At 44.0% G+C, this 25,101-nt stretch carries 27 protein-coding genes, 2 tRNA genes and 1 pseudogene; 4 read left to right on the top strand and 26 right to left on the bottom strand.

Annotated features, from left to right (window positions below):
- Window positions 1-117: 117 nt before the first annotated feature.
- Entirely contained in the window at window positions 118-1,125 is a 1,008-nt protein-coding gene (locus tag HGO97_RS01925) for an alpha/beta hydrolase (protein ID WP_216238875.1), read from the bottom strand.
- A complete protein-coding gene (locus HGO97_RS01920) occupies window positions 1,112-1,768 on the bottom strand; it encodes a DUF1847 domain-containing protein (protein WP_216238866.1) in 657 nt (218 codons plus the stop codon). Before HGO97_RS01920 ends, HGO97_RS01925 begins: the two co-directional genes overlap by 14 nt.
- Window positions 1,769-1,946: 178 nt before the next feature.
- Between HGO97_RS01920 and HGO97_RS01915 the strand changes: the two genes are divergently transcribed.
- A complete protein-coding gene (locus HGO97_RS01915; protein WP_216238864.1) occupies window positions 1,947-2,165 on the top strand; it encodes a helix-turn-helix transcriptional regulator in 219 nt (72 codons plus the stop codon).
- Between the two features lie 89 nt (window positions 2,166-2,254).
- Here the strand turns inward: HGO97_RS01915 and HGO97_RS01910 are convergent, their stop codons facing one another.
- The 6 genes from HGO97_RS01910 to HGO97_RS01885 form a co-directional block, all read right to left on the bottom strand.
- Window positions 2,255-2,404, bottom strand: a complete 150-nt coding sequence (locus HGO97_RS01910) for a hypothetical protein (RefSeq protein ID WP_216238858.1) — start codon at window positions 2,402-2,404, stop codon at window positions 2,255-2,257.
- 92 nt (window positions 2,405-2,496) lie between these two features.
- Window positions 2,497-2,570, bottom strand: a tRNA-Pro gene (locus tag HGO97_RS01905).
- A 65-nt stretch (window positions 2,571-2,635) separates the two neighbouring features.
- Window positions 2,636-2,706 (bottom strand) — tRNA-Gln (locus HGO97_RS01900).
- A 172-nt stretch (window positions 2,707-2,878) separates the two neighbouring features.
- Window positions 2,879-4,093 (bottom strand): LL-diaminopimelate aminotransferase, encoded by a 1,215-nt coding sequence (locus HGO97_RS01895; RefSeq protein ID WP_216238857.1) that lies wholly within the window; start codon window positions 4,091-4,093, stop codon window positions 2,879-2,881.
- A 52-nt stretch (window positions 4,094-4,145) separates the two neighbouring features.
- Window positions 4,146-4,979, bottom strand: coding sequence for a diaminopimelate epimerase (gene dapF, locus HGO97_RS01890; RefSeq protein ID WP_216238856.1), 834 nt, complete (start codon window positions 4,977-4,979; stop codon window positions 4,146-4,148).
- Window positions 4,980-5,186: 207 nt separating this feature from the next.
- Entirely contained in the window at window positions 5,187-5,435 is a 249-nt protein-coding gene (locus HGO97_RS01885) for an HPr family phosphocarrier protein (RefSeq protein ID WP_216238855.1), read from the bottom strand.
- Between the two features lie 168 nt (window positions 5,436-5,603).
- Between HGO97_RS01885 and HGO97_RS01880 the strand changes: the two are divergent.
- Window positions 5,604-5,738 (top strand): annotated as a pseudogene (locus HGO97_RS01880) (AraC family transcriptional regulator); the annotation flags it as partial.
- A gap of 24 nt (window positions 5,739-5,762) precedes the next feature.
- Here the strand turns inward: HGO97_RS01880 and HGO97_RS01875 are convergent.
- The 13 genes from HGO97_RS01875 to HGO97_RS01815 form a co-directional block, all read right to left on the bottom strand.
- Window positions 5,763-6,554 (bottom strand): C39 family peptidase, encoded by a 792-nt coding sequence (locus HGO97_RS01875; protein ID WP_216238854.1) that lies wholly within the window; start codon window positions 6,552-6,554, stop codon window positions 5,763-5,765.
- A gap of 258 nt (window positions 6,555-6,812) precedes the next feature.
- Window positions 6,813-7,769 carry a carbohydrate kinase family protein gene (locus HGO97_RS01870; RefSeq protein ID WP_216238852.1) on the bottom strand — a complete coding sequence of 319 codons (957 nt, stop codon included), beginning with the start codon at window positions 7,767-7,769 and terminating at the stop codon, window positions 6,813-6,815.
- A 184-nt stretch (window positions 7,770-7,953) separates the two neighbouring features.
- Entirely contained in the window at window positions 7,954-8,901 is a 948-nt protein-coding gene (locus tag HGO97_RS01865) for a TIGR03943 family putative permease subunit (protein WP_216238850.1), read from the bottom strand.
- Window positions 8,902-8,929: 28 nt separating this feature from the next.
- The gene (locus HGO97_RS01860) at window positions 8,930-10,147 is read right to left on the bottom strand and encodes a CobW family GTP-binding protein (protein ID WP_216238848.1); all 1,218 of its coding nucleotides are present in this window, start codon (window positions 10,145-10,147) and stop codon (window positions 8,930-8,932) included.
- Window positions 10,148-10,191: 44 nt separating this feature from the next.
- On the bottom strand, window positions 10,192-10,944 hold the full coding sequence (locus HGO97_RS01855; RefSeq protein ID WP_216238846.1) for an exodeoxyribonuclease III: 753 nt from the start codon (window positions 10,942-10,944) through the stop codon (window positions 10,192-10,194).
- Window positions 10,945-11,133: 189 nt separating this feature from the next.
- Entirely contained in the window at window positions 11,134-11,874 is a 741-nt protein-coding gene (gene truA / locus HGO97_RS01850; protein WP_216238844.1) for a tRNA pseudouridine(38-40) synthase TruA, read from the bottom strand.
- Complete coding sequence (locus HGO97_RS01845) at window positions 11,861-12,520, bottom strand: ABC transporter ATP-binding protein (protein WP_216238842.1); 660 nt, start codon at window positions 12,518-12,520, stop codon at window positions 11,861-11,863. The genes truA and HGO97_RS01845 overlap by 14 nt, the downstream gene beginning before the upstream one ends.
- Window positions 12,513-13,346, bottom strand: a complete 834-nt coding sequence (locus HGO97_RS01840) for an ATP-binding cassette domain-containing protein (protein WP_216238840.1) — start codon at window positions 13,344-13,346, stop codon at window positions 12,513-12,515. The genes HGO97_RS01845 and HGO97_RS01840 overlap by 8 nt, the downstream gene beginning before the upstream one ends.
- On the bottom strand, window positions 13,346-14,101 hold the full coding sequence (locus HGO97_RS01835) for an ABC transporter permease (protein WP_246597267.1): 756 nt from the start codon (window positions 14,099-14,101) through the stop codon (window positions 13,346-13,348). The genes HGO97_RS01840 and HGO97_RS01835 overlap by 1 nt, the downstream gene beginning before the upstream one ends.
- Window positions 14,102-14,261: 160 nt before the next feature.
- A complete protein-coding gene (locus HGO97_RS01830; RefSeq protein WP_216238836.1) occupies window positions 14,262-15,200 on the bottom strand; it encodes an ABC transporter permease in 939 nt (312 codons plus the stop codon).
- A 71-nt stretch (window positions 15,201-15,271) separates the two neighbouring features.
- Entirely contained in the window at window positions 15,272-16,816 is a 1,545-nt protein-coding gene (locus HGO97_RS01825; RefSeq protein WP_216238834.1) for an ABC transporter substrate-binding protein, read from the bottom strand.
- A 118-nt stretch (window positions 16,817-16,934) separates the two neighbouring features.
- On the bottom strand, window positions 16,935-17,810 hold the full coding sequence (locus HGO97_RS01820; RefSeq protein ID WP_216238832.1) for a sulfite exporter TauE/SafE family protein: 876 nt from the start codon (window positions 17,808-17,810) through the stop codon (window positions 16,935-16,937).
- Window positions 17,811-18,214: 404 nt separating this feature from the next.
- Window positions 18,215-19,123 (bottom strand): hypothetical protein, encoded by a 909-nt coding sequence (locus HGO97_RS01815; protein ID WP_216238830.1) that lies wholly within the window; start codon window positions 19,121-19,123, stop codon window positions 18,215-18,217.
- Window positions 19,124-19,326: 203 nt separating this feature from the next.
- On the opposite strand from HGO97_RS01815, the gene HGO97_RS24360 reads away from it, so the two are divergent.
- The gene (locus HGO97_RS24360) at window positions 19,327-19,791 is read left to right on the top strand and encodes a TspO/MBR family protein (RefSeq protein ID WP_216238828.1); all 465 of its coding nucleotides are present in this window, start codon (window positions 19,327-19,329) and stop codon (window positions 19,789-19,791) included.
- 164 nt (window positions 19,792-19,955) lie between these two features.
- On the opposite strand, the gene nrdR is transcribed toward HGO97_RS24360, so the two are convergent.
- From nrdR to HGO97_RS01790, 4 genes are all read right to left on the bottom strand, one after another.
- Entirely contained in the window at window positions 19,956-20,405 is a 450-nt protein-coding gene (gene nrdR / locus HGO97_RS01805; RefSeq protein ID WP_216238826.1) for a transcriptional regulator NrdR, read from the bottom strand.
- 160 nt (window positions 20,406-20,565) lie between these two features.
- A complete protein-coding gene (locus HGO97_RS01800) occupies window positions 20,566-20,820 on the bottom strand; it encodes a YlmC/YmxH family sporulation protein (protein ID WP_216238821.1) in 255 nt (84 codons plus the stop codon).
- A gap of 169 nt (window positions 20,821-20,989) precedes the next feature.
- The gene (locus tag HGO97_RS01795) at window positions 20,990-22,192 is read right to left on the bottom strand and encodes an ABC transporter permease (RefSeq protein ID WP_216238820.1); all 1,203 of its coding nucleotides are present in this window, start codon (window positions 22,190-22,192) and stop codon (window positions 20,990-20,992) included.
- Window position 22,193: 1 nt separating this feature from the next.
- Complete coding sequence (locus HGO97_RS01790) at window positions 22,194-22,967, bottom strand: ABC transporter ATP-binding protein (RefSeq protein ID WP_216238819.1); 774 nt, start codon at window positions 22,965-22,967, stop codon at window positions 22,194-22,196.
- A gap of 192 nt (window positions 22,968-23,159) precedes the next feature.
- Here HGO97_RS01790 and HGO97_RS01785 point away from each other — a divergent pair, with 192 nt between their 5' ends.
- Window positions 23,160-23,540 carry a DUF3783 domain-containing protein gene (locus HGO97_RS01785; protein WP_216238817.1) on the top strand — a complete coding sequence of 127 codons (381 nt, stop codon included), beginning with the start codon at window positions 23,160-23,162 and terminating at the stop codon, window positions 23,538-23,540.
- A gap of 152 nt (window positions 23,541-23,692) precedes the next feature.
- Here the strand turns inward: HGO97_RS01785 and HGO97_RS01780 are convergent, their stop codons facing one another.
- Window positions 23,693-25,090: an MFS transporter gene (locus HGO97_RS01780; RefSeq protein WP_216238815.1), complete on the bottom strand. Its 1,398-nt coding sequence runs from the start codon at window positions 25,088-25,090 to the stop codon at window positions 23,693-23,695.
- Between the last annotated feature and the right edge of the window lie 11 nt (window positions 25,091-25,101).

Raw genomic sequence — 25,101 nt, 5'->3', positions numbered from 1 at the left:
GATAACCTCCTGTTTTTGTATGATACCTCGCTAAGTACGAATATTATACCTTGAAGTATTGACCGATGGAAAGTGTAAAATGTTGCAATGATGTGGGAAGGGAAGTGCACTAATGGTTCAATTTGCGAGAATACCGTCCAGGAATTCTAATGTTTTCGTATAAGTTTCCCACCCCTCCAGTGTGGTAAGGTCGAACTGGTATTCATGGCCGATTTCTCCATGAGACTTGTCAAAGAACAAAGACTGTGTCGGAACTCCTTTTTCTTCCAACACCTGTACAAGTTCTTTCCCTTCCTGTTCAAAGGAGCCTGTATTTCCATCCGCGATAAAAGCGGGCGCGTAATCCGAGGTTATATAGTCTTTGATCGTTGTCGTCTGTATCATATGTCCCTCACTCCAATGTTTATCCCCAAACATTGCCCAGCCGATTCTGGATGCTAAAAACTGCATCATCTTGTTATCCACATTCAAAATCTTCTCTACATTATAAGGACCGCAGTATAGGAGTACCCCTTTCAGATTCTTTGCATCCAGTCTGGAGACAACGCCTAACTCTTCTTCATATGAAGCATTGCTGGCAAGCAGGCCAGCCTGTGCCGCAATGTGGGCCCCTGCAGAATCTCCTGCCACAATAACATTTTCCATGTCTATGGGAAGACCGTCATCTGCCTGCTTCTGTAACTCTGCTATACATTCCTCTACCTGACGCACCTGTCCTGGGTAAGCAATTTCAGGAGCCCACTCATAATTGACCGTTGCCACGGCATATCCTTCGCCTGCAAGCATAGTGCTCCAGTTTTCCACCCCTGACTTATCACCTGCGACAAAGGCACCTCCATGAACCCATACGATTATAGGAAGTTTTCCACTGTACTCCTTCGGCAGATAGAGATCATACTGATTTTTCCCATCCTCGGAAGGATATGTGAGGTCTCTTTGAATCTCAACTTTTTCCTGGACCTCCTCATATCCGGGGGGATTATGTATCTCACCCTCCCCGCCGAACGCATGACGTAAAAGGAACACCCCGGGCATAGGGCTGACATATAGATAGATTCCTAACGATGTGCATAGAAGTACCATCATAATAAGCAGAATAAGGAGCCCCCTTTTAAATATCTTCATTCTCGCTGTTTCCTTTCAAAAGTCTTTTGTAATAGGAATTAGCTGTATAAAGTGCTGCCACTGGATTATGCCCCAATACACGGTCTTTCACAACAAGCGTCGTCACTGGTGCTTCTGAATATTTATAAAACAGACTGTCATGCCCAACACAGAGCCCCACCGCAATATTCAGTTCTGTCTTTTCTATATTTAAACGCTTAGCCTGATGAATGGGATTGCACATATTCTTTCCCACTCTTTTACAGGACTCATCGATTCCTACGCGGGATTTATCTACGGCCCCTGCTTTACATGCCACACCAAATACCTCGAAACCTTTTTTGCGCAGAATCGATGCCAGAATCCTTGATTCATTGATCAGCCCCACACATGTAGCAATTCCTATTTTTTCGTATCCCATCCGTTTGGCAAATTCCGCTGTCTCCTCAACTCTCGTCATCATTCCATAAAATTCTGCCTCTACGCTAGCAGCCTCCAGCATGATTTTGTGATTCTCTTCCTCTTCATATAATTTCAGGGATTCTTCCAGAACAGCCTCATCCAGATTTTCTGTCGTAAGGCAGAAATTAGGATATGTTTTATTTCCCACACTACAATTTGTTACTGCACAATCGATGCAGCTCCTTTTTACTTCTTTTTCCATGAATATATACCTGCCTTTTTATTTTTCCACTCTATTATACTGTTTTAAGTGTCGCTTTTCCATGGAAAATCACACATACTGGAAAATTTTAGTCAATTGAAAATAACGTGTTATGGTGGTATGATAATTAAATAGGGGATAGAAAGAAATTTGCTTATTAACTGAGGGGGCATCAATCATGGAAAATTTATTTGCAAAGAGACTGAAGATACTTAGGCTGTCACGCCGTATGACTCAAGACCAGGTCGCAGGTTACCTTGGCGCAAGCCGTCAGGCAATTGCTAATTATGAACGTGGGAAACGGGAATGCGGAATAGACTCCTTGATTTTGCTGGCAGATCTGTTCGGGGTCAGTGTAGACTTTCTAATTGGTCATTCGGACTATCGGAATAGATAGAGATACTTGATTGCAAAAGTAAAATAAGAGCTGGAGGTCAAAGGCCTCCAGCTCTTATTTACAAAAACTATTCTTTTACAAATTTACATTTACAAATTCACTCCGGTATTTGAAATTAATCCCAGCTCTCGTTCCAGGTCATCCGCAGGAATCCACCCCCGCTCCCTTGCTGATTGCTCTCCTTCTTCCAATTTTGAAAACAATGTAAGTGTTGCCTTCATCCGATCATATTCTTTCATATCCAATATCAATATTCTCCGTGTCCATTTTTTTGTTAAAAATACCGGAGTTCCTTGTAATTTCAAGGAATTCCGGTATTTCGTCTTCATAATCGGAGTGACAGGATTTGAACCTGCGACCTCTACGTCCCGAACGTAGCGCTCTACCAAGCTGAGCCACACTCCGATATGTATGAACTTGTGTTCTTCTCCTAAAGAGAAAATTAAGAATCTGCTTTCGCAGATTCTTAACTACGGATAGAGGACTCGAACCTCTACTAACAGAGTCAGAGTCTGCTGTGCTGCCATTACACCAATCCGCATCAGCATTTTGTTTTGTCTTGTCCGACGCAACATGGTTATTATAACAAACTCCCGGAAAAAATCAACCCCTTTTTTTAATTTCCATCAAAAAAAAATTTCAAGCGCTTTTTTCTGAATATTCTGAAAACAATCAACAAAGGGGACTGCCCCCTTTGTTAACGTTCTCCCCCTCTACAAAGCCTTGATTCTCTGGATTGCTTCCATTGTATTCTCATAGCTGCCAAACGCAGTAAGACGAAAGTATCCTTCTCCGCTTGGACCAAAACCAGAGCCCGGAGTCCCTACTACATTTGCTTTTTCTAACAAGAAATCGAAGAAATCCCAAGAACTCATGCCATCTGGTGTTTTTAACCAAATATATGGAGCGTTGACTCCACCAGATACGTGATATCCTGCATCCCGCAGGCCATGGGAAATGACTTTTGCATTATTCATATAGTATGCTATTTGTTTTTTTAACTGTTCACGGCCTTTTTCAGAATATACTGCCTCACCTGCACGCTGTACGATATAAGGCGCTCCATTATATTTTGTACCATGTCGTCTTGCCCATAGGGAATGCAGGGTCACATTACCGCATTTTAAATCCTTGGGGATGATCGTGGCTCCGAGACGCACTCCAGTAAATCCAGCATTCTTGGAAAAACTCCTTAATTCTATGGCACATGTCCTTGCGCCCTCACACTCATAAATGGTATGTGGTACATCCGCTTCTGAGATATAAGCTTCATATGCAGCATCATAGATGATTACAGCCCCTACACGGTTTGCATAATCTACCCACTCCTGAAGTTGTGCCTTTGTCAGAGTCGATCCGGTCGGGTTGTTCGGAAAACACAGATAAATGATATCCGGTGTTTCTTTTGGGAGTTCTGGTGCAAAGTCATTTTCTGCCGTACAAGGCATATAGATCACATCACTCCATGTCTCTGACTCCGCATCATAAGTCCCCGTTCTTCCTGCCATAACGTTAGTATCAACATAAACCGGGTAAACTGGGTCACAGACAGCAATCTTATTATCCGTGCTAAAAATCTCCTGAATATTGCCAGAATCGCATTTTGCGCCATCAGATATGAATACTTCGTCCGCAGATATATCACACCCGCGGGAACGGTAATCATTTTCCGCCATTGCATTTCTTAGAAACTCATATCCCAAATCCGGTGCATATCCGTGGAATGTTGCCGCATCCCCCATCTCATCCACAGCATTATGAAGGGATTCTATAATGGCTGGGGCCAATGGCTGCGTCACATCACCGATTCCAAGACGGATAATAGACTTCTGCGGATTGGCAGTTGTATAACCATTTACCTTTTTGGCAATCGTAGAAAACAAATAGCTGCCAGGTAATTTTAAGTAGTTATCATTGATTTTAAACATCTCTGTTCTCCTTTTTGTGTGCTGTATCTGCCTTGTTTATTCTTACCAAATGTTACTCGTTCCATTCCCCGTCGAACACAACTTCTGCAGGACCGGTCATATAAACAGTATCTTTTTCCCTGTCCCATTCAATCAGAAGATCACCGCCCAGCAGCTTAACCGTCACCTGATTTTCTGTCAGACCATTTAAGATACACGCAACTGCAACTGCACATGCTCCGGTCCCGCACGCCAGTGTTTCTCCTGAGCCGCGCTCCCACACTCTCATCTGCGCTGTGTTTCGATCTAACACCTTGACAAATTCCGTATTGACCCGCCTCGGAAAACGTTCATGATTCTCGAATTTAGGTCCTATTTTTTCAATTTCCAAGTGTTCAATATCATCCATATATACAACAGTGTGAGGATTTCCCATGGATACGCTTGTCATTTTATATTCTGTCCCGTCAACAAGTATCGGTTCATCCACCACACGTTCTTTGTATGCCACGACTGGAATCTGACCTGGATTCAGGATTGGTCTTCCCATATCCACTTTGATCTGAACTGCTTTGCCATCCTCCACAGTCAGATCCAAATACTTAATTCCAGCCAAAGTCTCTATGGAAATCTGTGTCTTATCCGTCAGGCCGTAATCGTATACATACTTTGCCACACAGCGGATTCCATTTCCACACATCTCTCCCCGAGAGCCATCCGCATTATACATCTCCATCTCAAAATCAGCGACCTCTGACGGATTGATTAAAATCAGCCCATCAGAACCGATTCCAAAATGACGGTCACTAACCTTGACCGCCGTCTCTGATGGATTGTCCAGCTTCTCTTCAAAACCGTTTACATATACATAATCATTTCCTAAACCTTGCATTTTCGTAAACTTCATATTGTCACTCTCCTTTAACATTCTCTTATCAGTCTTATTTTACGTATCTTAACATATCTCTTAGCGCAATTTCTGCGCTTCCTGATATATGGAATTTATTTTACCACGAAAAAGAATTTTTAAAAAGAACCAATCCAAAGCCTCGTCTTTCACTGATATTAAAAAGGGCGCCTTCTGCAATAGAAAACGCCCCTCACTTTACACTATTTATCTAATAAACTTCTCAATCTTAACTCTAAGCTCATCAAAGTCGCCATTATATGCCTGAAGCTCCATCTCCTCCTGCATATTGAGACTGCAGATTCCCAGGATTGACTTGGCATCAACGACCATTCTTCCCTGAACAAGATCAAGATCCCCTCGGTAATCCTTAATTGTCTGCACAAATTCCTGAATCTCATTTACATTTGAAAACCCTATACGTACTGCATTTGCTGTCAAAGTTAAACCTGGCATATCTGTTCCCTCCTGAATATCTTAGAGCGTTCCATCTTCTGTGATGGACCTACAATAAAGTTCTCGGCTCATATCGGCCATGGTTCAATATTGTACACTAAAAAATACAAAAAGAAAAGTGTAAAAAGTCACTATTTTTCCGCAAAATACGACAATTCTTATTGCAATATTTCAAAGGTAGCAGAGCTTTTAAAGCTCATGTCCCTTGTCATCGGAGATATCAGCAATGCAGTAGGATATGCGAACCAACTACATTTTTCAAGAGCATTTAAAAATATCTACGGAATTTCACCAAGAGCATAGAGAAATGAGAACCGCATAGTATAATCAGAAACATGATTTCGGAAGTACCGCCAGGGCCTGGCTCCCCATCTCCTGATAGCGTTTTTCCGTCACATCCCTTTCGTACTTAGCAAAGCCCTCCTCATGCCTGGGGTCATTAAAATAATAGGAATCCTCATCCGCACCGACCAAAAGCAGACAGTGCTCCTGTGCCGGCCAGGTATACTCTTTTCCAGTCTCCAGAAGGGTCCACTGCCGTCCGGGATAGCTGGGCCGCATTTCCATGGTGGCCCAGATAATGACGGGAATCCCATTTCGCAGATACTCCCTGGTGAGCTGATTCAGTGACATCCCTGTCAGATCCCTGACCCGATCCGATCCTGCCACAGACACAAGTGCGTCATGGATGACCGGCGCAAAGCATCCGAATCCACTGCCTGTCCTCGGGTTTCCAATGAAACAGGAGTAGGGGCTGTTTCCATAATACTGTCCATCTTCTGCATAATATTTTCCGATTTTCAAGTACTCATCAATAAATTCCTCAACAGATATATCATACCCTGCGAAATGAAGCGCCATGACTGATGTCACGCTCTCACAGCCTGTCGGATAGTCCTTCTGAGTGATGAGCGGTACTGACAGGAGTGTTTTGACAGGCTGTTTAGCACTCCTTCCGGCATTTTCCCTGTCACCCGATCGATTCTGCCCTTCTGCTTCACTTGAGCCTTCCCCGTTGTCTGTATTGGGAGGCTTAACATCTGTATTTCTCACACGTACTGTTTTGGTATATATCATACTAGCCACTGCGATACTGACATATAACACTAACCAAAACATCTGATGTCTGTGTCTGCTTGATCTTCTATATTCCAACATATCACACCACAGATGATACTTCTTACTTCTATTATAATCAAGACGGTTTGTACGGTATGCTCATTCCCGCTTATTTTATGCATTCATGCCTGGCCTTTCTTAGATATGCAAAAAATCCTATAGAAAATCTGTTTCCAAATTTTCTATAGGATTCCCTTTTTAGAATATTGTCTCTAGCAAATGGATATTTGCAATCCATTCTAATCCCTTTCCATTCGATTACCCAATCACTTTCAGGACTTCGTCCTTCTCAGGCATAGCGCGGATCGCACCTTTGCGGGTTGTGATCACTGCCGCTGCTGCATTCGCAAAGGTAAGCATCTCCCCTAACTGCTCTTCTGTCAGATTGTCCAGACCATGCTCCAGGATATAATTCAAGGAACTTCCACAGAAGGTATCTCCTGCTCCTGTCGTCTCGATCGTCTTCATTGTAAATCCGCTTCTCTCTACGCGCATCCCTTTATAGTAGGCACGACTACCGTCCTTCCCGAGTGTTAGAAGAATCAACGGGATATTGTATTTCTCCTGAAGATACTGGATTCCCTCATCATAATCCTCTTTCCCTGACACGAACTGAATCTCATTATCAGAAATCTTTAAAATGTCGCAGAACTGAAAGCCATATTCCATCTGCTCTTTTGCCAGCTCCAGTGAACTCCACAGCGGAGGGCGCAAATTCGGGTCAAAAGAAATAAGAAGACCGTTCTCCTTTGCTATATCCAGCGCTTTTTTCGTTGCCTTACGTACACCTTCATGTGTCATAGATAATGTACCAAAGTGGAATAACCTTGTCTTCTTGAGGAATTCTGCATCCACCTCATCCGCAGTAAGCATCATGTCTGCTCCTGGATTCCTGTAAAATGAAAACTCACGGTCCCCATCCGGGAATGTATGTACGAACGCCAGTGTTGTATTCACATCCGCATCCACCATCAGGTTCGATGTGTCAATTCCTGCCTCATCCAATGTATCCTTTAACAGAGCACCGAACTGGTCCTTTCCCACTTTTCCAAGAAATGCGGTTCTCTTGCCCAGCTTGTTCAACATTGCGAGCACATTGCACGGTGCACCGCCCGGACATGCCTCAAACAGGTTGTTTCCCTGCTCGCTTTGTCCGTTCATTGTAAAATCAATCAAGAGTTCCCCCATTGCGATTACGTCAAATTGCTTTTCCATAGACTCTCTCCTTATTTCTATACTTTCATTTACAGCTAAGCGGTAAACCCGCCCCCAGGGCATGTGCTGCGAGATGCCCTATGAGTATACCTTACTGGACATTAATAGTCCAATAAGGATTTATTTGTCATAATTTTAACGCACATTCAGGTTTAATGCAATCCCCTTTCAAATTTATCTACTCCTAATTGAAATACACCAGTTCTTCAATCGGCTCCGCCAATTCAATATTCTCTGCCTCAAGCACCGGACCCACACCGCGGTAGATTGAAACACGTCCGAACCCGATTTTCGCCCGTACCTTTACCCACTGCCCCGGCTTTAATTTGGGTGCATATGCACTCTTACATATATAACCAAGGAATGTGGTATCATCCGCACAGCACGTCATTGCCATTCGCCCCGGCAGGAATACCTTGGAGGGAAATCCCTTCGGCTTCAAGACTCTTGCCGTAAATTCGACCGTTTTGCCTTTGTAACGGTCTGGGTTATCCATCACATCCACATACCAGATTCCATAATCCTCACGGCGCACTTCTATAACAGGAGCATCCAAGTCATACGGGACATCATCCTCAAAAATATTCTCCACTTCCCCCTGCTCATCCTCAAAGATAACCTCCACCTGAGGACTGACTACCTTCACACTGCGACGGTATCCCGGCAACGGCTTTTTATCTGTACATCTGTTAAATAGGACCATCTCCGAACCACGGACCATCTCCACGAACAATGGCTTCAAATTTGTCAGATACATCTGGAACGTACTGGCATCTACTGTCGTCAGCTTCTGTTCGATTCCCCATCCCTGTGGGAGCTTCATTGCCTCAAAATCGCTGGCCTTCCACATTCCATTGTACTCGATCACGACACGTTCCGGCTGGTGCTTACGGTTCATCTCTTCCAGCCACTCTTCTGTCAAGTCCTCCTGATCTTCCACTGTCTCTATCACAACACCGTACTTTAACATTTCCTGTGGGTGATACTCCTCCTCTCCCTCCTCACAGAGGATAAGAAGTGTTTTCCCATCTATCTGAAAATAATCCTGTTCCAATGTAAACTTCAAAAACTGGGTCTTTCCACTGTCCAGAAATCCTGTCATCAGATATACCATTACTTCTGGTTCTGCCATTTCCATCTCTCCAATCTTACTTTCGACTCTATTTTACACCAAATAATTCTGCCAGCTTCTCTTCGTTTAAATCAGAGCCGATGACACAGATTCTTCCTGTATATTCTGCTGCACCGCTGCGCACCTCGTGCTCTTCAGGCACCATATCAAAGTAAATCCACTCACTGTCTCCTGCGACCATGCCCTTTGCGCGCAGAATTGTACCATATGCACCGTCTGCTTCCAGTGCTTTTAGAATATCACTGATCTCATCCTTGGTATACTTCTTAATCGTCTCACAGCCCCAGCTTGTGAACACCTCATCTGCATGATGGTGCCCATGCTCATGGTGGTGGTCATGTCCGCAGCCACAACTATCGCCGTGATCATGGCCGTGGTGATGGCCATGTTCCTCGTGGTCGTGGCCATGATGGTGCTCGTGCTCCTCGTGATCGTGGCCATAATGGTGCTCGTGCTCCTCGTGGTCGTGGCCATGATGGTGCTCGTGCTCCTCGTGGTCGTGGCCATGATGGTGCTCGTGCTCTTCATGGTCATGACCATGGTGTTCGTGTCCCTCGTGGTCATGCCCACAGCCGCAGTCTTCTCCATGTTCATGATGCTCTCCGCATTCTGGACAGATAAGCTCTGACAGAAGTTCCTCCTCCAGTGATTTTGTGTGCTCCATCGTCTCAAGAAGCTTCTCCCCGGAAAGCTGTGCAATCGGTGTTGTAATGATCGGTGCCTTTTCATTCAGCTCACGCAGAAGCTGATAACTTTCCTCCACTTTTTCCGGTTTTGCCTTATCTGTACGGCTTAAAATGACTGCCCCGGCATACTCGACCTGATTGCTGAAAAATTCTCCAAAATTCTTGCGGTAAAGTCTGCATTTCGTAGCATCTACAACGGTGGTAAAGCTGTTCAATTCTGCATCGATCTCTCCCTGTACATCCTGAACGGCTTTGATGACATCAGAGAGCTTACCGACTCCTGACGGCTCGATCAGAATCCGGTCAGGATGATAGGTCTCTACTACCTCTTTCAATGAGTTTCCAAAATCCCCCACCAGAGAACAGCAGATACATCCTGAATTCATCTCCCGGATCTCGATCCCGGAATCCTTTAAGAATCCCCCGTCAATTCCGATCTCACCAAATTCATTCTCGATCAGAACGACCTGCTCCCCCTGAAATGCTTCTTTAAGCATCTTTTTAATAAATGTTGTCTTTCCAGCTCCGAGGAAACCGGAAATGATATCGATTTTTGTCATTTTGACTGCCTCCTGCTTCTTTATTTATATTTTTTCTAATCTTACTACTCCATTTCTAATAGGACCGGACAATGATCTGATCCCATGATATCTGTCAAGATCTTAGCATCGATCAGCTTGTCCTTCAATGCCTCTGACACACAGAAATAATCGATACGCCACCCTGCATTCTTCTCACGTGCCCGGAAGCGGTAGGACCACCAGGAATAAATCCCTTCCTGGTCTGGGTAGAAATAACGGAATGTATCAATAAATCCCGCATCCAAAAGCTCCGTGAACTTCTGCCGTTCCTCATCTGTAAACCCTGCATTTTTCCGGTTTGTCTTCGGATTTTTCAGGTCGATCTCCTGATGTGCCACATTCATATCTCCGGTCACGACAACCGGCTTATTCTCTTCTAATTTTTTCAAATAAGCACGGAAATCATCCTCCCACTTCATACGGTAATCCAGTCTGGCAAGCTCATTCTGGGAATTCGGAGTATAGACAGTTACAAAGTAAAAGTCCTCGAACTCCAGCGTGATCACGCGTCCCTCCTGATCATGTTCCTCAATACCGATTCCATATGCCGCAGACAATGGCTCCTTCTTTGTGAATACAGCGGTTCCTGAATATCCTTTTTTCACCGCATAGTTCCAATATTGATGATAGCCCTCCAGTTCCAGTTCAAGCTGTCCTTCCTGCATTTTTGTTTCCTGTATACAGAAAATATCAGCATCCACTTCCTTAAAAAATTCCAGGAATCCCTTCTGTACGCAAGCACGGATTCCATTTACATTCCATGAAATAAACTTCATATCTGCCTCCTTCTTGACCTTTGTATCATAGACTGACATAAATAAAGGGCCGGTCTGTGGAAATCTATGACAGACGGGTACATCGTGCACCTCATATTCTGTTCCTTCTCACATTCCGCCCCCTGCCCATATCTTCATGAACATCTGCACTGCCAGACCTTAACGTATGCCATATTGAACGTTCGTAGTTCAATACGTATAATATACTTCCTTCAGGAACAGTCCCATAGCAGGAGCAAGAAATCCCGCATACTCGCGCTTCTTCTCTTCCAGAATGACTGGAATCTCCTCTGGCCTCTTCTGCCCAGTACCAACGTCCAGAAGCGTTCCCGTCAGGATACGGACCATATGATATAAAAATCCTGTCCCGTAATACTCGATCCTTATTTTACTGTCCTGTTTCTCAATGATTATATCATAAATTGTCCGAATTGTGGACTTTTCATCTTTTTTATCTGTAAACCCTGCAAAATCATGCTTTCCCAGCAGATATCCCGCTGCTTCTTCCATCGCCTCGACATCCAGTTCATATGGATAGTGATAACAATACCTTCTGGCAAAAACATCCGGCTTTTCCCGGGTATCGATGAAATACTCGTACCGCTTCCCCTTCGCATTGAACCGGGCATGGAAGCCATTCTTTACAAGAAGCATTTCCTTTACCCGGATATCCTCCGGGAGCAGTTCATTCATTCCATTACGAAACTGTTCCTCATCCACTTTACCTGATAAGGTCATGCTCGCTGTCTGCCCCTTTGCATGGACTCCCCCGTCGGTCCTTCCTGAACCATCTATTTCAACCGGATACCCCGTCATCTTACTGACGGCCTCCTCCACGATTCCCTGAATCGTGCGCCCTGTTGTCTTCTGGCGCTGCCACCCCTGATATCTGGTGCCATCATATACAATTGTCATTTTATAAGTCCGCATATTCCTTCACTTTCCTGTCTTTTAAAAAGAGAACACGGCTGCACAGCATACTGACTACATCCAGATCGTGGGAAACAAACAGATAACAGATCTTTTCCTTCTCCTGCAGTTCTTTTAACAGGGAAATGATCTGTGCCTGGACAGTCACATCCAATGCTGAAAGCGGTTCATCTGCCAGGATGAACTTTGTTCCCGTAATCAGAGCAAGTGCAATACTGACTCTCTGGCGCTGTCCGCCGCTTAATTCTCTTGGATAACGTTGATACACCTCTTTGGAAAGATGCACTCTGCTTAACATCTCTTCCGCTTTTTCCCTGCGTTCTTCCTTTGAAAAGCCGCCCTGTACTTTCAACGGTTCTTCCAGTATCCATCCGATTGTCTTTTTGGGATTCAGAGAGCGAAAAGGGTCCTGAAAGATCATCTGTGGTGACTTTGTATGATGGATGATCTCACCCTCGTATTCTTTTAAAAGCCCGAGGACACATTTGCACAGCGTAGATTTTCCGCTGCCGCTCTCCCCTACAAGTCCTACGATTTCACCTTCATATAACGTAAAGGACACATCCTCCAGCACCTGCTTCCTCTGCTTTCCTTCTTTATAATACGCATTTACATGGTTCAGTTCTAGTACTTTTTTCTCAGGCATCTCTCTCACCTGCCTTTTCTTTTAGCAGATCATAGAACCTGCTTCCCTTCATCCGGCTCGGAATTGCAGCAATCAGCTCCTTTGTATATTCCGTCTGCGGATTCTGGAAAATCTGTTCGGCAGCTCCGCCCTCGATGATCTGCCCATCCTTCATTACCAGGACGCGGCTGCAAAGTTCATTTACCACTCTGAGGTTATGGGAAATGAAAAGGATTCCCATCCCGTACTTTTGATTCAGCTTCTTTAACAGCTTTAAAATGCTTTCCTGCGTTCCCACATCCAGCGCGGTGGTAGGCTCATCCGCAATCAGAAGTTTCGGCCTGCAGACTATGGCCGCTGCAATCATCACTCTCTGACGCATCCCGCCTGACAGTTCGTGGGGATACTTCCGGCACAACTGCTTAGGATGCTCGAGTTCTACGTCCTCCAATGCTTTTAACACCTTCTGCCTGCGCTCCTCCTTCGAAAGTTCTGTATGCAGAACCAGCGCCTCTTCCACTTGTTTCTCGATTCTCATGGTCGGATTCAGGGCCGTCATCGGCTCCTGGAAAATCATACTGATCTCCTTCCCCTGAACTTCACGCATTTCTTTTGCAGTCAGAGACAGAAGTTCTCTCTCATCCAGCCAAATCGTTCCACTGTCCAGGATTGCTTCCTCCTTTAGTAGTCCTGCGATCGTCAGTGCAGTCATGGTCTTGCCGGAACCAGACTCTCCTACGATTCCTAAGATTTCCGAATCCTGCAATGCAAAAGAGACATTCTTTACGACCTCTTGGTTTCCCCCCCGGTCTTCAAAATGGATGGATAAATTTTCTACCTTCAGCATTATCTTCCACCCCCGAATCTGTCCAAAATACCCTCACCTAACATTCCTACGCCCAGAATCAAAAGTACCAGAAAGAGTCCTGGAAAGATTGCGCACCACGGTCCGCTGGCAAGATAGGTCTGGGATTCTGATAACATCCGTCCAAGACTTGCATCCGGCGGCTGCACCCCGATCCCTAAGTAGCTCATCCCTGCCTCCTGGATGACAGCATTGTTGAACCCGATTGTCAAAGAAGACAGAAGAGTCGGCAGAATGTTCGGAAGAATATGCACGAATAGTATCCTCGGCGCAGACACACCAATCAGCTTGGCACTTGTCACATAATCTTCTTCCCTGCACCGCATGAACTCTCCCCGCACAATCCTGGCAAAGCTGGGAATGAATGCGATTCCAAGAGCCAGCATGACCTTATATTTTCCCGTGCCCCAGATACTGATTATGACCAAGGCCAGAAGAACACTCGGAAAAGCCGCAACTGCATCATTAATACGCATCAGCCCCTCATCGAGCCATCCACCTGCGTATCCTGTTATTGCACCGACAAGGATTCCGATTCCTCCGCCGATCACTATCGTTCCAACCGCAATCATCAGCGTACTTCCCGCGCCTGCAAGCACCCGGCTGAATACATCTCTACCAAACTGATCCGTCCCGAAAATGTGTGCCAGAGACGGAGCATTCAGCTTCACAGATCCCTGCATAGCCTCTGTATCATAGGGCGTCCAGAAAAATCCCAGTATGATCAGACCTACCATGATCACAGTAAGTGTCACTCCAAATGTAAAATTATAACCCTTCAACTTTGAGCCGGCCGCATTGCGCCGCACTCCTTTTCCCTTTCCGCTATCAGAAAGGATACTGGAAGTTTTTCCCTTTTTTGTCCCGTTTATACTTTTCCTGTCCAAATCCATACCTCTATATTTCAATCCGCTTGTCCAGTTTCTGATACAGCAGGTCCACAATCACATTGATTACCAGTATGACTACCGCAATCAGAACGATTACGGCCTCCACTACCGGATAATCCCGCTTGGATATGGAAGAAATCAATGTCCTGCCCAATCCCGGGATTCCAAAGACCTGCTCAATTACAATACTATTTGCGATCATATCCGCAATTGCCATTCCGAGAAACGTAATAATCGGCAGAATTCCATTCCTGAGCGCATGCCTTACCAACACCCGCCACGGGCTGTTCCCGCGGCTCAATGCCGTCCGCACATAATCCTGCCTCATCTCCGTAATCAGAGAATTGCGGAACATCTTTGTTGTCATAGCAGCCTTGGGAAGTGCGATTGCTATAGAAGGCAGAACCAAATATCCCAGGAAGCCGCTCACACTCTCCGTATATGATATATATCCCCCAGGAGTGAACCACTGGAACATAAGTCCAAAAAGAAAGGTAAACACAATCCCGATAAAAAATGGAGGAATCGACATCGTCACTTGATTCAGTATCAGGAAAAACCTGTCCACAAACCGATTTTCATATCTCACGCTCAATAAACTGATTGGAATTGAAAACAGTAAGATAAAGAAAAATGCCATCACCGCCAGTGTGATGGTAATTGGAATCTTATCCCCGATCATCTCTCTCACTGGAACCTGATAGGAATATGACGTTCCCATATCTCCTGTCAGAAAATCCTTCACCCATTGTCCATAACGCTGCGGCAGGGGACGGTTCAGGCCCATCTCCTCCCGCAGAGCCTGGACCTTAGCCTCGGTTGCCTCTGTACCGAGAATCGATCTGGCCGGGTCCCCGGGAATCACCTCGAATGCAAGGAAGGCAAGCATGCTGACAATTAATAATGCGATTATAAGACCTGTTATTTTCTTCAAAACAAATTTCATACTTACCTCCCTGTTATCCCGTTTCCTGATTTGCTCTGCTGCCAAAATCCTTACAGCCGGGTCACCTATCTTTACTCTACCATATAGATGGTAGACATATCCTGTACATACAGTGGATAGAATGTATATCCGTCATACTTATCACTGATTGCTACCAGGTTCGCTAAGTCCTGAATATAAACATTAGCGGCTTTCTCGGCGAGAATCCCTTCTGCCTCTTTGTAAAGCTCTATCTGCTCTTTTTCATCCGTTGCAGCGATTGCCTCACCGAACACCTTGTCATACTCTTTATTCTTGAAATTGATGAAATTCCCCGGTGCATCACTTGTAAAACGTTCCAGCATCGCACGTGCGGACAAGTTGGATGCATCCACACCGACTACCGTTGACTGGTAATCGCGGTTTGCATAGACATCCTCCAGCCAAGCTTCCCACTCAATCGGCTTGATCGTCACATTGACACCGATATTTTTCAATTCCTCTGCGATCACCTGTGCGGTATCCACATGCGGCTGGTCTGCTGAGCTTACCGTGATCTCCAGATCAAATCCATCCTCATATCCAGCCTCCTTGAGCAGCTCCTTAGCCTTTTCAAAATCCTGCTCATAATAGTGGGCATACTCATCATCATAATACTTTTTCAATCCCGGATACATGCTCGTACCGATACGGACACCTTTTCCATCTGACATCATATCCATAATCTCATCTGGATTAATTGCATAGCAGAGTGCCTGTCTTACCTTCTCATTGTTCAATGGCTCCACTGCATTGTTCAGGTATAACGCCTGCACCAGGTTCATGGTTCCTTCTTCAATGTGGAATCCTTTTGTCAGCTCTGCTGCCTGGCTGGATGTCAAACGCATCGCCATGTCAATGGAACCGCCTTTTAAATTCGTTACGACCATGTCTGCATCTGCAACGATCTTGAATTCCACTTGATTCAGATGTGCCTTCTCGCCCCAATAATCCTCATTTTTTTCCAGGATCACGTTCTCCTGCGGGCTGCGTGACACATACTTAAACGGACCTGTTCCGACCGGCGCTGTATCCAGCTTGTCATAATCCTTCGGGATAATCGCAGTCGTCATATACGCAAGGAACTCCGTATTCGGTTCCGTCAGGCGGATCTCAACTGTCTTCTCATCCAGAATGTTCACACTCTCAATAATAGAATACGCTGATACCAATGGTTCCCCATTAGAAGTATCAGCGCATCTGTCTATTGAATATTTTACATCTTCTGCCGTCACGGCATTCCCGTTATGGAACTTCACCCCATCACGCAAGGTAAATGTATATACCTTCGCGTCATCTGAAACTTTGTACTCGCTCGCTACGGCTGCGATTAAATTACCATCCTTATCCGGCTTCACTAAGCCTTCATAAATGTTAAATAAAACCTCTTTCGTTCCTGCCGCAACTGCTTTGTGTGGGTCAAGACTGTCCAAATCCTGGGAAATACCTACCTTGATACTTCCGCCTTCGACTGGTTTTCCTGAAAGTTTATTCTCCGGGGCCGACTCCTGCTTTTCCTTATCACCTGAACATCCGCTCAGTGCAATAGTTGCAGCCATTGTGAGCATCAAAAGAATACTCATTACTCTTCTTTTCATGTCTGTCTCCTTCTTCAAATAACCTTCATTATTAAATTGTCCCTTTTATTGTATAGACTTTGTCACAATTTGGCAAGTATTTAATGAAATACAACAGAGATTTTGGATTGCTTCTGTCTTACTCCGTCTTTTTAACCGCATCTTTGAAAAACATGACCGCAGTATAGAGCATAACTACGATAATAATCCATGTCAATATCTCCAATGGGAGAGAACGAACGATACAGAAAGCCACGAAAATACCTACCGCACCCCCAATCGTCAGCCACGCTGCTGCCGCTCTGTCATAGGTTCCCTTCTTAATAAATGCAAAACCACAGGAAGGCATTAAGAATGCGCATGATCCGAACATGACCGGAAATGCGATCTTCACGTTCAGCCCCAAAGCACTGCAGAGCGCAATACATGGTGTATATAACCCGACACCGATCGTCATAAGTGCGCCCAGAAGAAAATTCACACCAACTGCCATTGCTAACTTCCAACCGACGAGCCCCGTTGCCATCCCGGCCGTGCCAAATGGTCCGACCTCCATCAGACGGCATCCCATCATGACCGCGAGGAACACCAGCGCACCGCCCAGCGCATATCTTACAACGGTTACCGACCACTTGGATACAATGTTCGCCCCGATCAACGATCCAATGATTGCTCCTACGATCATGGAAACCAAGGTCAGAGGTGCTACCTCCACAAGACCAAGGAACAGCATGAACTCTGTCATAACAGGAATACAGTCCCCAACGTTCAGTGTTCCGGGCATGATTCTGTCTGAACTGGACTTTGTAAGCTTAAATGCAGCCTGAGTTGTTGCAAAACTGCCGATTCCAAGTGTATCAAAAAAATTAGTGATGACTCCGATCAAAAATAGGGTCACATGTCTTCTTCCTTTAAAATCCTCCTTATGGTCCAGACAATCTTTGATAAAGACAACCGCAAAAACAAGTGCATAGGCAATAATCGCTACACGCAGAAAAACAGTCACAATATTCATCGCTTTTTCTCCTTTCTTTTTCTTTGCAAATACGTTGTTTCATTGTACTTTATTAGAATAAAGTCTATACTGTATTCTATACTTTATTCTTATAAAGCGAACTAGTTTTAATTATGCAGTTTTCTTAGATGGAAGTCAACTTTTTTCTTGGATTTCAATTATTTTAGTTAGAATTGCATAAAAAAATGTTCAAAGATTTATTCGAAATTCCCTCTGGAAATCACAGATATGTCAGCTAAATGACAATGACTTTTCTATGATAAAGTATAGAAAGGCGCTGTAGTAAAACGAAAGATTTCTATAAAATACAGCTTTGTTTAAACAAACTACTTATCATTATTCTATATAGAAATTTCATTTTACAACAGCGCCTCTTATCCCTCTTCTAGGATATTCACGAAGCTTTATTCAAAAACACCGCTTCCTTTAATTAGCTCTACATAATCTCCAATGCTAAAATCAACACCTCCAGCATATGCCAGGTCCACGCCCTCTTTGATCTGCTGAATACTGCTCTGTATATTTGCATCATTTAAATCGACCGTTGCCATCTGGTCATCTGTAAATCCGTATAAATACTGCACAATTGCCAGACAGCATTGACTTTTTTCCTCATCCGGTGCAGCATCCCATTCGGCCTTTTTCCAATTAAAGTACGGATTATCATAAACCTTTCCAGACCCCTCAAATACATTACTTGCCTCTTCGAACATTCCAAATACGACAGTCTGCAGATCTTCATCATCTATCACATATCTTCCTTCGGAATCCTTATTGACTGACACCTGATAACTGACAGCCTCACCGAACGACTGCTCATCAACCGCCCTTTCAAATACCTCTGCTACGAGCATTCCCAGATCTTCGTCAACATTATAGCTTGTTGCCAGCTCCATGCTCTTCTTCATAATTACATTAAAAATATCTGATGGATAGACTGTCACTTCTACCTGAAAATTCCCATCTTTATCCTTCTTGGCTTCCCCTACCTCATACTTCGTAGATGCCAGCATTTTCTTTGAGGCATTTACACATTTTTCTGCTGAATCACCTTTGAAATCTGCGATAGATTCCATATCATCTTTCATGATTCCCAAGATTTCTTCATACTCTTTTTCTACCTCTTCCTTCGATTCCCCCGTTATCTTGATATAGTCGTCAGCATCCCCTGTCAAGAATGCTTTAAAACTAGCCTGTACATATTCTTTGGCATCTTTTTCTGTGGGCTCTTTCTTACCCTGACCACATGCTGATAACAGCATCATCGCCGCAAGTAATACCAGCAGCAGGTTCATCCTCTTTAACTTTTTCATCTTGTTTCCCTCCCTTTTATCACTCTGTTCACTTATGTCAGTGCTTCTGCATCCTTTTCGCAGAGATTTGTTACCTATCATTTATTATATCTTTATTGTACCCTTTTAGCAACCATTCTGGAAGCTTTCCTGTTCTAGAAACATTTCATTCATATCCACAATACTCCTGACATAAACTTATAGAAACACGTATAGGTGTCCCAATGAAAAATAAAATAAATAGTCCTTTTATCATCTCTATCCTCATCCCACTTGCCGTCGGGTCGATTTCCGCCCTTTTAAGCGGGAACATGTCTCAGTATTCCACATTGAACAGACCTGCCTTTAGCCCGCCAGCACTTGTTTTCCCCATCGTATGGACAATACTCTATATTTTAATGGGAATATCGTCGTACTTAGTTTACAAAACTGACGATCCGCAAAAATCCAAAGCGCTTAGAATTTATATTCTACAACTGGTATTCAACTTCTTTTGGAGCATCCTCTTCTTTGGGTTTTCCCAATATCTGCTGGCTTTCTTTTGGCTGTTGATTCTAATCCTTCTAATTATCATCATGATCTACCGCTTCTACCAGGTATCTCCTCTGGCGGCATATTTACAGATACCTCATTTGTTCTGGTGCTTGTTTGCGGCATATCTGAACTTCATGATTTTTTTGATGAATTAGATTTTGAGCAGGAGTATTACCTGCTCAAAATTCTTCATTTATCCAATCAGAAAATAATTAATCTTTGTAACATAATCAAGGCGGATATTCAGAATCCACGTTCCTACTTCCTTGATGAGGTAAAAAAGCAACCCCAGTCATGCTCCACCAGGATTGCCTCTCTCTTACTCTAAAAACTTTTTAAGCTCCGACATAAATGTATTCACATCTTTGAATTCCCGATACACGGAAGCAAATCTGACATAAGCGACCGGATCAAGCGTCATCAGCTTGTCCATCACAATCTGTCCAATCTCCCTGCTTGGAATCTCCTTCTCCTCCCTGTTAAAGATCTCCAGTTCAATCGCATCTATCGTTTTCTGAATCTCTGATGCCGGGACAGGACGTTTATAACAGGCACTTAGGACTCCGTTTTCAATCTTAGACCTGTCATACTGCTCCCTGTTGTTATCCTTCTTAATTACAATCAACGGAATTGTCTCCACCTTTTCGTAAGTAGTGAACCGCTTTCCACATTCATCACAGGATCGTCTTCTTCGTATTGAATTATTATCTTCCGCAGGTCTCGAATCAATTACCCTTGTATCAGGATTACCGCAATAAGGACATTTCATAATATATTCCGCCTTTCTCCCAATTCTGCCCTCATTATACACAATATCTTGTGTAGTGTCTAGTTGATGTTTCGTATTAATATAGAAGAAATTCCTGCAGCAATCCAGCACGATTTCGCTCATTTTCGGATGAAAGTAAAACGAAACACCAACCAACTCATCAGAACTTTTGAAGGAACTTATCCTCATGCATTTCCACTAAAATGATATCCGGTCCAATCTTTTTAATACAATGCCAGGGAATCACAAATTCACAGTCTGTACCCAAAAAACCACAGATCTTCCCCGGTCCCGGTATAATGATCGCCAATACCCTGCCATCCTTTATATCAATATCCACATCCACAACGCATCCCAGTCTTTTGCAGTCACATACATTAATGACTTCCTTTTCCCGCAGTTCACATAATCTCATCCGAACATCTCCCCGCGATTTTCTACATACAAAATCCGCATATAGCAGCAGCTTTTCTTACTGTTACCATATGCGGACCTATCAAAATCTGTGCGGATTATAAACAATCCTATGATGTAGGAAGTCAAAGCGGATATTCGAAATCCGCTTCGCTGTTTCCTTGATATATTTAGATCGCCATCACTTTTTCACTTTCAAAGGCTTTTGCAATCACGCCAATCAAAATTGCCCCCAATACTAAGGTCACACCTAATGTCATGCCATACTGCATCATGGTAATCTCCTGTGTCAAGATTCCCTGAAGCGTCAGGGAAGTGTTATAGATCGGGATTGCATAGACCCATTCCTGTGGTGTCTTCGTTGTGAACATCGTCGTAATTCCAAGTACCAGAACCAGCATGTAGACCGGCATGATATAAGAGCTTGCTTCCTTCACCGTCTTTGCAAATACGGATACCAGAACGATCAGTGCCGAATACAAAAAGGCAATTGCAATCAATAATAACGCAAGCATTATGATCTGCTTTGTATTCAGAGTCATGTTCAGTCCATCCACACCGCTCAGACCTCCCATCATCTGCGGCATGAACGCCACCATTGCTCCCACATATACGACGGAGGATACCCCTGAAATAATCATCAGTGCAAATACCTTTCCTAATACGATAGAGCTTCTCTTGATCGGAGAAACAAGAAGGCTTGCCATAGTCCCGCGTTCTTTCTCTCCAGCTACCATGTCGGTACCAATGCCCATCGCTCCTGCGAACAATAAGATCGTCACAAAGTATGGGAGCATCATTCCCAACACCTTGCCGCCGGCCTTTTCCTCATCCTGGATGACCATATCCGGGTTATCTGAATTCACCGTAAATACAGTCAGACCTGCCATATCATCGACGCGCTGTGACAAAAGCATCTCTCGGTAAGTCTCAAGTACTCCCGTTGAGATTGTATTATAAGCAGCCCTCGAATAATCCTCGGAAGGATTGTAATATGTCTTGATCTGCGGCACTGCATCTCCCGCATGATAATCTGTCACCGCATCCATAAAACCTTCCGGGAATTCAATCAGCAGATCTGCATCTCCACCCCGGATCATATCCTCTACACTGGTCCGGTCCTCCACTGTAAGGATCTCGCACTCCTTGTCATCCGCCTTTAAAAAGTCTTCAAATCCTGCAGGTGCATTCTGTACATATACGATTGAATGATGTGTTTCCACATCCTTCTCTGCATTCTTGCTCAGGTTATTGACCAGGGTCATGATTCCGACCATAATCAATACCGGAAGAATAAATACAGAGAAAATCATTTTTTTATCTTTGAATACTCTTGCCAGCTCTTTTCCGCAAATCTGTTTGATTCCGCCCATCTTAGTTGCCCCCCTTTATATTTCTGTAAAGCTCAAAGAAAGCATCTTCCAGGTCTTCCGTATCTGTCTCGTGCAGAAGCTGCTCCAGATTTCCCTCCGCGACCTTGCATCCATCAACGATGATGCCGATTCTGTCACAGATCTTCTCGGCCTCTGACATAACATGCGTAGATATAATGACCAGCTTGCCCTCATCTCTCAGCTTCTTTAAATAGTCTGTCACACTTCTGGCCGTAACAACGTCCAATCCATTCGTCGGCTCATCAAAGATGACGATCTCAGGATCATGTACCAGACAGACTGCAATTGCTGCCTTCTGTGCCATACCTGTTGACAGTTCCTTGATCTTCTTATGTGAAAAGTCCTGTATCCCAAAATATGTGAATAATTCTTCCTTCCTGGCCTTAAGCTGATCCTCCGGTATCTGGTGTAATCTTCCGAAGAAGTCAAACATATAATCTACAGAAAACTGCGGGTCCAGCTTAATATCACCAGTCAGGAACCCCATCTTCTCCCTGACCTTCTCGGGCTCTTTTTGTACCTCATGACCTCCAACATAGATTTCGCCCTTGGTCGGCTTGATAATTGTAGAGATACAGCGAAGCGTAGTGGTCTTCCCTGCCCCATTCGGCCCCAGCAGCCCATAGATCTCACCTGGCTTTGCATTCAGGCTTAAATCATTGACAGCAGTCTTGATCGGATTCGTTGTCTTGGACTCCTTCATCTGCTTTTTATTCAATTTATAAATCTTGGTCAGATTTTTGATCTCAATCATAATCTCCCGCCTCCTCTTTGTATTATTGTGTTAGTACAAATATAATTCTTTGTTATCGATTTGTCAAGAATAATTTAGAGATAATAAAAACAAATTTGGAGCAAAATTCATCATGCTCCTCTATTTTGAAAGCTGGGCCTTTTTTTATCTATAAAAATAGTTTACAATGAAACAAGCAGGAGGATAAACGATATGAAAGAAACGATTTTATTATTTAATGTCCCAGATAAAGAGACACTTTTAAAAATTGAGATGGCACTTTTTCCTCTCCATGTACGCCTAAAAAAGGTTGCCTTAGAAGACTATAATCAGCCGCTTGGAGTCCTGGCAGGTGTTAAGGACGCGGTTCGAAAAGAGGGGAACTGGACCGGGGATGACCTATCAGATACGATGTTTGTTTTTGCGTTCTTTGATGATAACCGATTGAACATGGCTCTCGCTGCATTACGAAAAAGCGGGGCCGGACCATTCCCTTATAAAGCCGTTCTGACGCCGACCAACCAATTTTGGACCGCACATGAATGTTTTGAAGAAATCAGACAGGAACATGAGGCTATGAGTTCCTCAAATTAAAAGAAGCTGTAAGAAGTATATGTACTGAAAAAACAGGAAATGTCACCCGACCGGTCACATTTCCTGTTTTCTTTCTTCATAAACATTCGTTTTATTCTACTATTGTTAGAATCTCTTTATGAATCTAAACACTTCCTGATTAGATATCTGCTTTAGTTCTCTTCTCTTCTTGCCTTAAGTGCTGCAACATTTGCTTCTACTCTCTTCTTATTCAGTGGATAGATGAAGATCAGGCAGAGACCAACTCCAATATAAAGGATTCCAGGAATCAGGGTCGCAATATTATAGATTCCATCTGCAACTGCCTGTGTCTGTACCTGAACGCTAGAATCATATCCAACCATTCCCAGTGCGAATCCACCGAGACCACCTGCAAGAGCCTGCCCAATTTTTCTGGCAAAGCTGTATACGGCATAGATCGTACCATCTTCTCTCTGATAAGTTTTTACTTCCTGGTCATCGATAACATCTGTGATAAACGCCCAGATGATCAGGTTGAAGATACCAAAACCGAAGTATCCAACTACATTGATTCCAATATAAACTGCAACAGAGGATGTGTGCAGGAAGAATAATATCAGACACGCTAATCCACCGAGAATGCATCCAATTGCGCCTACTTCTTTCTTACCGAATTTCCTTGTAATCGGTACTGCGAACGGAGCCAGGAAAAGCATTGGCACGATTCCTACTACACCCATGATAGATAACGCATTTTTATTCTTGAAATAATCTACAAACACATACTGGTTTACTGACTGTGTTAACAGTGAAGCTAAAAGCAGTAAGATTGCAGCCGCAATAATTCCAAGCAGAGCACGATTGGTCACTAATGTCTTAATCGTCTGTCCAAAGCTTACCTGTGGAGCACTCTGATCCGGCTCTGTCTTCACACGCTCAGTTGTCAGGAAGTAGCAAAGCAGATAGCATCCTACTGCCAAAACTGCAAACACACCTGCAATAATCGTAAATCTGGTTCCTTCTACAATCTGGTTTCCTGCTGCATCTGTTGTATATACAAGAAGCGGGGCACCAACACCAATTACAAGTCCTGCCAGAGTTGCACCTACACTTCTGAATGTAGAAAGAGATGCTCTGTCATCTGCGTCAGAACTGATGACAGATGCCATGGAACCGTAAGGAATGTTGATAGATGTATAAAAAATACTTCCCCATAAAATATAGGTCACGAACATGTAGACAACCTTCACTGTCATGGAAGCGCCTGCAAGTGCTGACTGGTACATCAAGAAGCTGGCAATCGCTACCGGTCCGCACATACGGCGGATCCATGGACGGAATCTTCCGTCTTTTGCCGGCTTCACACGGTCAACAATACGTCCCATTGTGACATCTGTGAACGCATCGATACAACGTGCGACCAGGAACAGTACACCGACCAGTCCGGCACTGACTCCCCATACCTTTGTATAGAATACCATCAGGAATGAACTTGCAAAGATAAATGTAAAGTCATTACCAAAATCACCAAACATGTAACCAATCTTATCTCTTATGCCAAATGGACGTACATTACTTTCTTTATTCATGAATTTTCCTC

The organism is Faecalicatena faecalis, from assembly GCF_012524165.2.
GTDB lineage: Bacteria > Bacillota > Clostridia > Lachnospirales > Lachnospiraceae > Faecalicatena_A > Faecalicatena_A faecalis.
This window is presented reverse-complemented; position numbering and strand designations above follow the sequence as displayed.

Excerpts from the sequence above, each read along its gene's own strand:
- HGO97_RS01825 (WP_216238834.1), bottom strand. The coding sequence starts at position 16,816 with ATGAAAAGAAGAGTAATGAGTATTCTTTTGATGCTCACAATGGCTGCA.
- HGO97_RS01925 (WP_216238875.1), bottom strand. The coding sequence starts at position 1,125 with ATGAAGATATTTAAAAGGGGGCTCCTTATTCTGCTTATTATGATGGTA.
- HGO97_RS01800 (WP_216238821.1), bottom strand. The coding sequence starts at position 20,820 with ATGAGATTATGTGAACTGCGGGAAAAGGAAGTCATTAATGTATGTGAC.
- HGO97_RS24360 (WP_216238828.1), top strand. The coding sequence starts at position 19,327 with ATGAAAAATAAAATAAATAGTCCTTTTATCATCTCTATCCTCATCCCA.
- HGO97_RS01865 (WP_216238850.1), bottom strand. The coding sequence starts at position 8,901 with ATGGCAGAACCAGAAGTAATGGTATATCTGATGACAGGATTTCTGGAC.
- HGO97_RS01860 (WP_216238848.1), bottom strand. The coding sequence starts at position 10,147 with ATGACAAAAATCGATATCATTTCCGGTTTCCTCGGAGCTGGAAAGACA.
- HGO97_RS01835 (WP_246597267.1), bottom strand. The coding sequence starts at position 14,101 with ATGGTAGGTCTGATCATACTGGGATTTTTCTGGACGCCCTATGATACA.
- HGO97_RS01895 (WP_216238857.1), bottom strand. The coding sequence starts at position 4,093 with ATGTTTAAAATCAATGATAACTACTTAAAATTACCTGGCAGCTATTTG.
- dapF (WP_216238856.1), bottom strand. The coding sequence starts at position 4,979 with ATGAAGTTTACGAAAATGCAAGGTTTAGGAAATGATTATGTATATGTA.
- HGO97_RS01920 (WP_216238866.1), bottom strand. The coding sequence starts at position 1,768 with ATGGAAAAAGAAGTAAAAAGGAGCTGCATCGATTGTGCAGTAACAAAT.
- HGO97_RS01790 (WP_216238819.1), bottom strand. The coding sequence starts at position 22,967 with ATGATTGAGATCAAAAATCTGACCAAGATTTATAAATTGAATAAAAAG.
- HGO97_RS01795 (WP_216238820.1), bottom strand. The coding sequence starts at position 22,192 with ATGGGCGGAATCAAACAGATTTGCGGAAAAGAGCTGGCAAGAGTATTC.
- truA (WP_216238844.1), bottom strand. The coding sequence starts at position 11,874 with ATGCGGACTTATAAAATGACAATTGTATATGATGGCACCAGATATCAG.
- HGO97_RS01870 (WP_216238852.1), bottom strand. The coding sequence starts at position 7,769 with ATGGAAAAGCAATTTGACGTAATCGCAATGGGGGAACTCTTGATTGAT.
- nrdR (WP_216238826.1), bottom strand. The coding sequence starts at position 20,405 with ATGAAATGTCCTTATTGCGGTAATCCTGATACAAGGGTAATTGATTCG.
- HGO97_RS01845 (WP_216238842.1), bottom strand. The coding sequence starts at position 12,520 with ATGCCTGAGAAAAAAGTACTAGAACTGAACCATGTAAATGCGTATTAT.
- HGO97_RS01785 (WP_216238817.1), top strand. The coding sequence starts at position 23,160 with ATGAAAGAAACGATTTTATTATTTAATGTCCCAGATAAAGAGACACTT.
- HGO97_RS01910 (WP_216238858.1), bottom strand. The coding sequence starts at position 2,404 with ATGAAAGAATATGATCGGATGAAGGCAACACTTACATTGTTTTCAAAA.
- HGO97_RS01840 (WP_216238840.1), bottom strand. The coding sequence starts at position 13,346 with ATGCTGAAGGTAGAAAATTTATCCATCCATTTTGAAGACCGGGGGGGA.
- HGO97_RS01875 (WP_216238854.1), bottom strand. The coding sequence starts at position 6,554 with ATGTTTTGGTTAGTGTTATATGTCAGTATCGCAGTGGCTAGTATGATA.
- HGO97_RS01915 (WP_216238864.1), top strand. The coding sequence starts at position 1,947 with ATGGAAAATTTATTTGCAAAGAGACTGAAGATACTTAGGCTGTCACGC.
- HGO97_RS01885 (WP_216238855.1), bottom strand. The coding sequence starts at position 5,435 with ATGCCAGGTTTAACTTTGACAGCAAATGCAGTACGTATAGGGTTTTCA.
- HGO97_RS01780 (WP_216238815.1), bottom strand. The coding sequence starts at position 25,090 with ATGAATAAAGAAAGTAATGTACGTCCATTTGGCATAAGAGATAAGATT.
- HGO97_RS01820 (WP_216238832.1), bottom strand. The coding sequence starts at position 17,810 with ATGAATATTGTGACTGTTTTTCTGCGTGTAGCGATTATTGCCTATGCA.
- HGO97_RS01830 (WP_216238836.1), bottom strand. The coding sequence starts at position 15,200 with ATGAAATTTGTTTTGAAGAAAATAACAGGTCTTATAATCGCATTATTA.
- HGO97_RS01815 (WP_216238830.1), bottom strand. The coding sequence starts at position 19,123 with ATGAAAAAGTTAAAGAGGATGAACCTGCTGCTGGTATTACTTGCGGCG.
- HGO97_RS01855 (WP_216238846.1), bottom strand. The coding sequence starts at position 10,944 with ATGAAGTTTATTTCATGGAATGTAAATGGAATCCGTGCTTGCGTACAG.